Source organism: Paenibacillus sp. FW101-FHT12H11 (assembly GCF_058790355.1).
On sequence record NZ_JBYTCO010000021.1, the window covers coordinates 52,653 to 61,198 of the forward strand.

7 protein-coding genes are annotated in these 8,546 nt (G+C 45.8%); 3 read left to right on the forward strand and 4 right to left on the reverse strand.

What is annotated here, in order from left to right:
- Positions 1–24: 24 nt before the first annotated feature.
- Complete coding sequence (gene mscL / locus AC3WTJ_RS37020) at positions 25–495, reverse strand: large conductance mechanosensitive channel protein MscL (protein WP_492526732.1); 471 nt, start codon at positions 493–495, stop codon at positions 25–27.
- A gap of 84 nt (positions 496–579) precedes the next feature.
- Complete coding sequence (gene hisC / locus AC3WTJ_RS37025) at positions 580–1,677, reverse strand: histidinol-phosphate transaminase (protein WP_492526748.1); 1,098 nt, start codon at positions 1,675–1,677, stop codon at positions 580–582.
- 204 nt (positions 1,678–1,881) lie between these two features.
- On the opposite strand from hisC, the gene AC3WTJ_RS37030 reads away from it, so the two are divergent.
- The gene (locus AC3WTJ_RS37030; protein ID WP_492526734.1) at positions 1,882–4,590 is read left to right on the forward strand and encodes an ATP-binding protein; all 2,709 of its coding nucleotides are present in this window, start codon (positions 1,882–1,884) and stop codon (positions 4,588–4,590) included.
- An 89-nt stretch (positions 4,591–4,679) separates the two neighbouring features.
- On the opposite strand, the gene AC3WTJ_RS37035 is transcribed toward AC3WTJ_RS37030, so the two are convergent.
- Positions 4,680–6,827 (reverse strand): 5'-nucleotidase C-terminal domain-containing protein, encoded by a 2,148-nt coding sequence (locus tag AC3WTJ_RS37035; protein ID WP_492526736.1) that lies wholly within the window; start codon positions 6,825–6,827, stop codon positions 4,680–4,682.
- Between the two features lie 142 nt (positions 6,828–6,969).
- Complete coding sequence (locus AC3WTJ_RS37040) at positions 6,970–7,248, reverse strand: hypothetical protein (RefSeq protein ID WP_492526738.1); 279 nt, start codon at positions 7,246–7,248, stop codon at positions 6,970–6,972.
- Between the two features lie 154 nt (positions 7,249–7,402).
- Between AC3WTJ_RS37040 and AC3WTJ_RS37045 the strand changes: the two genes are divergently transcribed.
- Positions 7,403–7,624, forward strand: a complete 222-nt coding sequence (locus AC3WTJ_RS37045) for a hypothetical protein (RefSeq protein ID WP_492526740.1) — start codon at positions 7,403–7,405, stop codon at positions 7,622–7,624.
- Positions 7,625–7,787: 163 nt separating this feature from the next.
- A complete protein-coding gene (locus tag AC3WTJ_RS37050; protein ID WP_492526742.1) occupies positions 7,788–8,177 on the forward strand; it encodes a VOC family protein in 390 nt (129 codons plus the stop codon).
- Positions 8,178–8,546: the final 369 nt, after the last annotated feature.

Below are 8,546 nucleotides of genomic sequence, written 5' to 3' on the forward strand. Positions count from 1 at the left end.
GCTTAACTCCTTTTATCCTATGTACTACTGAATGCTTCCTGACACAGACGGCCCGGATGACAGCTCAGAGGTACAAAATTTACAGCGGGTCGCTTGCGCCGGAATATCCGACAAGCAATGCGGACAAGATTTGGTCGTAGGAGCTTTCTCCTTCGGCTCTTCTTTCTTGCGGAACTTGGACAATTGTTTAACAACGATAAAGATGACGGCAGAAACAATTAAAAAATCTAAGAACGTAGAAATAAATGCTCCGTATTTCAAAACTGGCGCACCTTTATCGGCTGCAGCGTCAGCAAGTGTATCGTAGTGTTTGCCATTCAAAGATATGAAAAGTTCATTAAAGTTCACTCTGCCCAGCAGCAACCCGATAGGCGGCATGATCACATCGTTGACGATGGATGTAATGACTTTCCCGAATGCTCCCCCGATAATAACCCCCACCGCTAGATCGACCATATTTCCTTTAAAAGCAAAATCTTTAAATTCCTTTAGCATAGCGAACCTCCAACAAACTGCATTTTTTGCATTGTAGCATATTTTGTCGTTGTCAAACAATGAGTTGGATGCTCGTTTAGTTGTTTAGTCTTTCAGAGCGGATAAGAGAGGCTGTTCCTTGGACTCCTGCAGCACTTCGCGCAGGGCGCTGATGAATGCTTCATGATCTTCAGGAGTTCCTATTGAAATCCTCACATGATTAGGGAGGTTCCATGCCCCTGCATAACGGAGGATAACGCCTTTTCGCATCAATTGATCATAGATCGCTCTCGCATCAGGGCCAAGTTCGACAAGTACGAAATTACTCATGCTGCGCGTGAAATTGAATCCCAACTCCTGCAAACTGCTGTAGAGCCGCTCTCTGCCGAGTTTATTCATTTCCCGCGTCGCTTCAAGATGAGCATCATCCTGAATGGCGGCTGTAGCGCCGACTTGTGCTAAGGCGTTTACGTTAAAAGGCTCTTTGACCTGACGAATATTACGGAGAATGCTTGCAGCTGCGATGCCGTATCCAACACGGATGCCGGCTAAGCCGTAAATTTTGGAGAAAGTTTGGGTGACGATGATCGGATATCCCTGACGCACCAGCGCAAGCCCGTCGCAATAATCATCTGCGGTTACAAAGTGACTGTAGGCCCCATCGAAAATAACCAGTACATGAGGAGGGAGTTTATCCATTAGCGCATGCAGGTCCTGTTTTTTCATATAGGTGCCAGTAGGATTATTTGGCGAGCAAATATAGAGCAGCTTCGTTTTCTCGGTTACCGCAGCCAAAAGATCCGCGATTTCATAACGGTAATCCTCTCGGAGCGGCACCTGCACGACGGATGCGCCCATCAGATTAGCGCCGAATTCATATTCGCTGAAGGTTGGAGAGGGCACGATGACTTCGTCGCCTTCCTCCAAAAACGTTTCGGATAGGAGTGTAATGAGCTCATCGGCTCCATTGGTGACAAGCACTTGCTCGGGCAAAACCTCCAATTTGCCGGCGATGGCGCTGCAGAGATCAATCGTGTCCGCATCGGGATAGCGATGAATATCTGTCAGATAAGATTGAATGGCTTGGACTGCGAGAGGTGATGGACCAATCGGATTTTCATTGGAAGCAAGCTTAGTCACCTTGTCGATACCTAATTCCCGCTGGACTTCCCAAATGGGTTTGCCCGGAGAATAAGGCTTCATGCGCGATAGGACGCCGCGTGGACGGATATGGTCTGTTGTACGATTGCTCAAAAGTATCACTCCTTCAAAGATAATTACTTTAGTTAAATAATACATTAACTTGGTAAAGTAGTAAAGTATAAAAAATCCATATCCCAACTTTTAGGAGAGTAGTATAATACGTAAAGATGCGTAATTCGACGTTAAGGAGAGGACACTGCGCGGATGGGGAAAAAGAAGAGGTTTGGTATCCGATCCAAAATCATGCTTGGCTATATTTTCATTTTCGCTTGTATAAGTGTTGTATTTACGCTAGTAATCAATCAAGTGAAATCGATGCAAACGGATAGAAACTATATCATTGAGCATGATTTTGCCGTCCATAGTGAAATCAACAACATCGAAAAATATGTGATGGACATGGAAAGCGGACAACGGGGATATCTGATAACCGGAGATTCTACTTACCTGGAACCCTACCACAATGCAGAGACAAACTGGCGGCAATCCTATATGAGACTGAGTCAGCTGACACGGGAAAATGCGGTCCAGGATCAAAGTTTGCAATCAATCAAAAAGTCCATAGAACGCTGGATCATGCAACTAGATGGGGCAAAGGGTCCAATAGTAAAAAGAGATCAAAGTGCAGGCACAGATTCCGTCAATCCTTATGATTTTTATTTGGGCAAGCAAAATGTGGAGGATATCCGCTCTCAGCTCGATCGTTTCCGGAATATTGAGATAGCGCTTACCAAAGATAGGGCCAAGCTCTTGGACGATCAGAACCGGATGTTCACGAGATCCTTGTTTGTTATGCTGACCCTGCTGCTTATTTTCTCGTTAACAGCTGCACTCTTGATATCGCAGTCGATTGTTGGGACGATTAAGCAGGTTACCAAAAGCATTTTGAAATTAAGTTCTTTCAAAAGAGACTATTCACAGCGCATCCAAGTCACAATGAACGATGAGGTCAAGGATCTGGCTGAAGCAACGAATATGCTTCTAGAGAATCAAGAGGAGATCGAATGGCAGCAGCGCAAGCTTGCGGAAGTGGTTCATATGCTTCAAGGCATATCGGACATGGAAACGTTAGGTTCTTCTTTTATTAGTAAAGCCGCTGAGCTTTTCGGTGCGTCCTTCGGACTGTTTTACCTCCGATCCACCCACAAGGGCAAGGTTACGATGGAGAAAATAGCAGCCTACGCCATGATGATGGATAACGAGAATGAGGTTGGGATTCAGCGGTTTCATTTGGGGGAGGGACTAGTTGGTCAATGCGCGCTGGAGAAGCGGATGTTCCATTTCATGAATGTGCCTGATCATTATCTCAAAATAACGTCCGGACTCGGCGCTGTAAAAGCGCAAAGCGTACTGATTGTACCGATTTTACATCATCATGAAGTTATTGCCGTTATGGAATTAGCCAGTTTAAATAAGTTTACCCATCAACAGATGGAGCTTCTTGAAGATATTCTCGACGTTCTCGGAACCATCGTGCACAGTGTGCAATCGCGCGTTGAAGTGGAGCGTTTGCTTCGGGAATATCAACTTATGACGGAAGAGCTGCAGATTCAGACGGAGGAGCTCCAAAGCCAGCAGGAAGAGCTGCACATGACGAATGAACAGTTAGAGGAGCATAACCGATGTGCGGATGAAAGGTCCAAGGAACTTGAACGCATCAAGGTGGCTCTTGAAGAACATGCGGTTCAGCTGCAGCTAAGCTCCAGATACAAATCGGAGTTTCTGGCTAATATGTCGCATGAGTTTCGTACCCCGCTTAACAGCGTGCTTATTTTATCCCAAATGCTGCAAGAAAATAAGATGGGGAACTTGAGTAGCGATGAGCAGGAATATGCCCGTGTGATCCATTCCTCAGGGACCGATCTGCTGCTGCTTATTGACGATATTCTCGATTTATCCAAAGTGGAAGCCGGCAAGTTGGATATCCATATCGGAGCGTTAAATATAAGAGAGCTTCCTAAGCTCATTCGAAGTCAATTTGCCAAGGTGGCTGAACAGCGCAATCTGACTTTGAACATTGACCTGGAACTCCCGGTACCGGAGCACTTTTACACGGATGAGCAGCGACTTAGTCAAATTTTGAAAAACTTGTTGTCCAACGCGTTTAAGTTTACGCATGAGGGCGGTGTTCACGTGAGTATCAAGCGTTGTGAAGCGGATCAAGTCACCCAGTTGCTGCCTTCCGCTGACCCTAGTCAAGAAGTCCTGGCCATTTCGGTTAAAGATACGGGGATCGGTATTCCTCTTGACAAGCAAGCGCTTATTTTCGAACCCTTCCGGCAAGCTGACGGCACGACCAATCGGAAATACGGGGGAACGGGCCTTGGCCTCTCCATTTCTCGCGAACTGGCGGGACTGCTTGGCGGGGACATCGGCATGAGCAGCGAAGAGGGGGTTGGAAGCACTTTCACGGTCTACCTCCCATCCTTGGAGCCGGGGATCAGTGAGTTTCAACCGGCATGGGAGGAAGCCGCAGCAGCCTATGACGCCACCCCGGCGATGCTGGAAGAGCTTTCTCTTCCTTTGGCTGAACCCAACTTTCTGCGAGGGAAGGTTGTGCTTGTCGTTGACGATGACGTGCGAAATGTTTTCGTGTTAAGCAACGCTTTTGAAAATGAAGGGATGACCGTCATCATTGCACACGATGGGCAGGAATGTCTGGCTATTTTGCAGAAGGAGCCGCAGATTGATATCATCCTTATGGATATGATGATGCCCGTAATGGATGGCTATGAGGCCATGCGTACGATTAGAAAAGACGAGCGCAACGAGCATCTGCCTATTATTGCTATAACGGCGAAAGCGATGAAGCAGGATCGTGATATTTGCCTGCAAGCAGGCGCTTCCGACTACATCAGCAAGCCGCTGAATTTAAACCAGCTGCTGTCGCTTATGCGAGTTTGGCTGGCATAATCAAAAAGGTCTTTGATTTCCCCCGGGAGGGATGGATCAAAGACCTTTCTTTTATTAGTTAATGGGATTAATAAATGGATAAGTGCTTTTTATTTAAGATCCAAACGTACGTCGCGTCCATCGTCCTGAACGGATAGCTCTTTACCCGCCGCTTTCAAGGAGTTCGCGTAACTGACCCAAGCATCGAGCATGATGGCGCCATCTTTCCAATCCTTCACTTCACCGAAAACCGTAAAGCCATCGCCGCTGCCTGTTGCCATGAAATCATTCGTCGTCACTTTGAACGTGCGGTCTGTGTTGAACTTGCCGTCCACGTAGATCGGCGTACCATCTACCAGCGTGATTTTGGAATATTTCTCGCCAAGAGGTTTGGTGCTGTCCCACTCGACTTTCAGACCGGAGAATTGAATAGCAGGAAGATTCGTATACTTGTCCGTTACTTCCAAGGCTTTTTTGATTTGCTCGGCCGTCATTGTGCCTGTCACATTGTAGTTGCCGAAAGGGAATACTTCAAACATTTCACCATAAGTTAGATCACCTTTATCGACATCGGCACGGATACCGCCAATATTCGTGAAGGCGATGTCGGATTTCTCAGCAGCGCGCATAGCGTCCGTGATGCTGTTACCCAGCTGTGAAGCGCCATCGCGATCTACACCGCCATTTTTATCGAAACGGAATGATTTACGTCCAAGCGGTTCAGCGGCAACGACTTCAACTTCACTGGATTTCGTTGAAATTTTCGCCTTGTAGTCTTCTACCGTTTGGTGAATTTTCTCGTCAGCCGTTGTCAGGTTCGTGTAGGTTTCCAGTAAGCTGGCGTTCGATGAAACGACCTGTTTAGTCGTTTTATCTACAAATAGTTGAATGTGGCCAACCGCGTACAACCAGCTTTGCGCTTCTACAACAGGGATGCCGTTCACAATTCCGGAAACACGCAAATGGGAGTGTCCACCGACGATGGCATCCAGTGTGCCGTTGCCTGTGCCTTTGGCCAGATCTGCAAGCTCGCTGATGATTTCAGCGGATTTTTGGTTTTGCTCACCAGGCAGGTGGGAAGTGACCATAATGATGTCAACGCCTTTGGCGCGCAGTTCAGCAGACAATTCTTTGGCCAAAGGAACTGGATCCACAAAGGAGAGTCCTTCAATATTTGTTGATTTCGTCGTTGACGTTGTTTGCGGAGTCGCGAAGCCGATGATGCCGATTTTCAGTCCATCTTTTTCAACGATCACGTAAGGTTGTGTCCAATCTACGCGTTCGCCTGTTTTCGTATCGATAATATTAGCGCCTAGAATAGGGAACTTCGCATTCTTAATGTTATTAATTAAAACGTCACGGCCAAAATCGAACTCATGGTTTCCGATAGCTGCCGCATCGTATTTCACTTGGGCCATGGTATCCATGACGGATTGACCATTGGTTGTATTCGAAATAAGCGTGCCCTGCCAAGCGTCTCCGCCGTCTACTACAACAGTGCCGTCCGGATTCACAGTACGGAAATCGGTGACGATTCCGCCAACGGTTTCAATACCGCCTTGGCCTTGGTTGCGTTTTTTATCGAAGCCAACTTCGATTTTACCGTGAATATCATTGGTAGTTAAAATATCAACGACCTTAAATAAAATCGGCTTAAGCGCCTTAGCAACTTCATCACGCGTAACGGCTGCCGTCGGATTGAAGTTTCCATCTAGTGTTGGGCTGAAAATTCCGCTGATGACGGCATACGCGACATACGGGCGGGACTCTTTTGCAATGGCATCGGAGTCTTTGAAGTAGTTCAAAACATTCTCATTCACGCTTGGCAGCTTACCGCCCGTTACCACTTTCACGATCAACTCGGCAAGCTCTTGGCGAGTGACTTGCGCATCCGGGTGGAACGTTCCGTCAGCAAATCCGCTGATCAGCTTCGCTGCAACCGCATTGGCAACAGCTTGTTTCTGCCAATTTGCGAGGTCAGTGAACGTGACAGAAGCGGGATCCGCGCTTTGCAACTTCGCTGCACGGTTGATCATTGTTGCAACTTCAGCACGTGTTGCCGGGTTTGCACCGCGGTAGTCGGTATCTCCGTAGCCTTCGATTGCGCCGTTATCAATGGCAAGACGCATGTCTGACTTCATCGTAGTCGTAGATGCGGGTACTGCATTGTCGGCAAAAGCGATACTGCCGGTAAAAGTGCCTGTAAGAGCGGTTACAAGAGCGAGGGCTGTAAGTCGAGTTTGGAATGTTTTTTTCATGTGATAGAAAGACCTCCTTCATAATAATAGAACATAGGTTAATTAACACGTCTATTAGTATAAAGGAAATTGGTAGTTTTTGAGAAGTGAAGAAATTATTATTATAAAAATCAACAAAAAAAGCCCTTATCCCTCCAAGGGTTTAAGTGGCTTTGTAATCATTATGAACTTCAAAATGATAGATTGTATTGCGAGTAAGTACGCGAAAATCCAATCCGTCTCTATCTATGGCTTGAACTCTAGTTGTTTTGAATGGGATATATCGATGTATGCCGGATAAGATCATCGGTGCCCCGACTTCCGTTGGGTTCATCTCACGAAAAGTCTGCCCTTGAATCTCATCAAAATCAAAACGTTCAGATCGATGTTTGGGCGTAATCCCATCCACCTCGTAGATTTGAAGAAGCTTTAGCAATCTCATGTTGTTACCCTCCCATCTAACCTTCCTAGCTACAGTATACAACGTCTAAGGTATCTAAGCGAAATTTTAAACCTAACACTTAACTAATAATGTTCTCACACTTTCCTTATTTCCAAAATATACAATTGAAACATTGGAATTGGGGGGGCTTTGTATGATACATACGAGAGTGCGTGTCGAGGAAAAAGAAGTTCTTATGTTTTATGAATCCAAGCATCAGGAGCATTTGCCTGTTGCCGTTGAAACGATTCTCAAGCATTTATCTAATGAGAAAATCCGCAGAGTGTTCGATGATCTTGGCTTGGTCAATATTACGAGTGAGGAAGTTACGCTCTTTTCGCTTAATGGCGAAATTGAGACACTTTGCATAACGTAGATGCCTTTCGCTGATCTATACATATGCAGTTGAAATTATGACTGATTTAGGCTTGACGATATAGATTTGCCGCTTAAAAATAACGAGTAGGATGTTCTAGCCCTCATCTGCTATTTTCGTTACAATAATAGAAAGTAGGAGTTTAATAGGGAGGTTATGAACAATGGCCGTTTTGAAAATGGAGCACGTTGGTGTGATGGTGGCAAACTTGGAAGCGTCGATTCGTTTCTATGAGGAAGTAATTGGTCTTGAGCACAAAGGGACCTTGCTTCACACGAATGGCGTCATCCGCCTTGCTTTCCTGGGCTTTGAAGCGTTGAACGAAACTGAAGTTGAACTCATTGAAGGTTATAACGCGGATTTGCCGCAAGAAGGGAAAGTTCATCATCTGGCTTTTACCGTTGACGACGTTGAAGCGGAGTTTACGCGGATTCAAGGACTGGACGTTCAGCAGGTAGATGAAGAAATTACGACGCTGCCTAACGGCTCCAGGTATTTCTTCTTTAATGGGCTAGATGGAGAGCGCATTGAGTTTTTCCAAACAACTCGTTAATTAAACGTACATCTAATAACATACGCAAATGAGACGGGTGCATCTGATGCATCCATTTTTTATTTGTGAATAGAACAAAACATTCAAAAGAATGGCAATTGCGGAACATTTCCAAAGGGGTTGTAATTGGTTATCGAGCGTGGTACATTATACCTCGTTGCTTCGGACGGCGAATCACTTAGAACGATAAAGTGAATTTGCTTCGAAGGGCGACATGTGGTAGTATTAATTTCCCAACAGCGTACGACAGAAATTGACAAGAAAAAAGTGCTTGCAATTGATAAACGAGCTGTGGTATATTACTTCTCGCTGCTTCGGTAACACGGCAGTGAGCGAAAGAAATTGATCTTTGAAAACTGAACAACGAGT

Bases quoted from the DNA above. Each gene is read 5' to 3' on its own strand.
- mscL (WP_492526732.1), bottom strand. From the start codon at position 495: ATGCTAAAGGAATTTAAAGATTTTGCTTTTAAAGGAAATATGGTCGAT.
- hisC (WP_492526748.1), bottom strand. From the start codon at position 1,677: ATGAAGCCTTATTCTCCGGGCAAACCCATTTGGGAAGTCCAGCGGGAA.
- AC3WTJ_RS37030 (WP_492526734.1), top strand. From the start codon at position 1,882: ATGGGGAAAAAGAAGAGGTTTGGTATCCGATCCAAAATCATGCTTGGC.
- AC3WTJ_RS37035 (WP_492526736.1), bottom strand. From the start codon at position 6,827: ATGAAAAAAACATTCCAAACTCGACTTACAGCCCTCGCTCTTGTAACC.
- AC3WTJ_RS37040 (WP_492526738.1), bottom strand. From the start codon at position 7,248: ATGAGATTGCTAAAGCTTCTTCAAATCTACGAGGTGGATGGGATTACG.
- AC3WTJ_RS37045 (WP_492526740.1), top strand. From the start codon at position 7,403: ATGATACATACGAGAGTGCGTGTCGAGGAAAAAGAAGTTCTTATGTTT.
- AC3WTJ_RS37050 (WP_492526742.1), top strand. From the start codon at position 7,788: ATGGCCGTTTTGAAAATGGAGCACGTTGGTGTGATGGTGGCAAACTTG.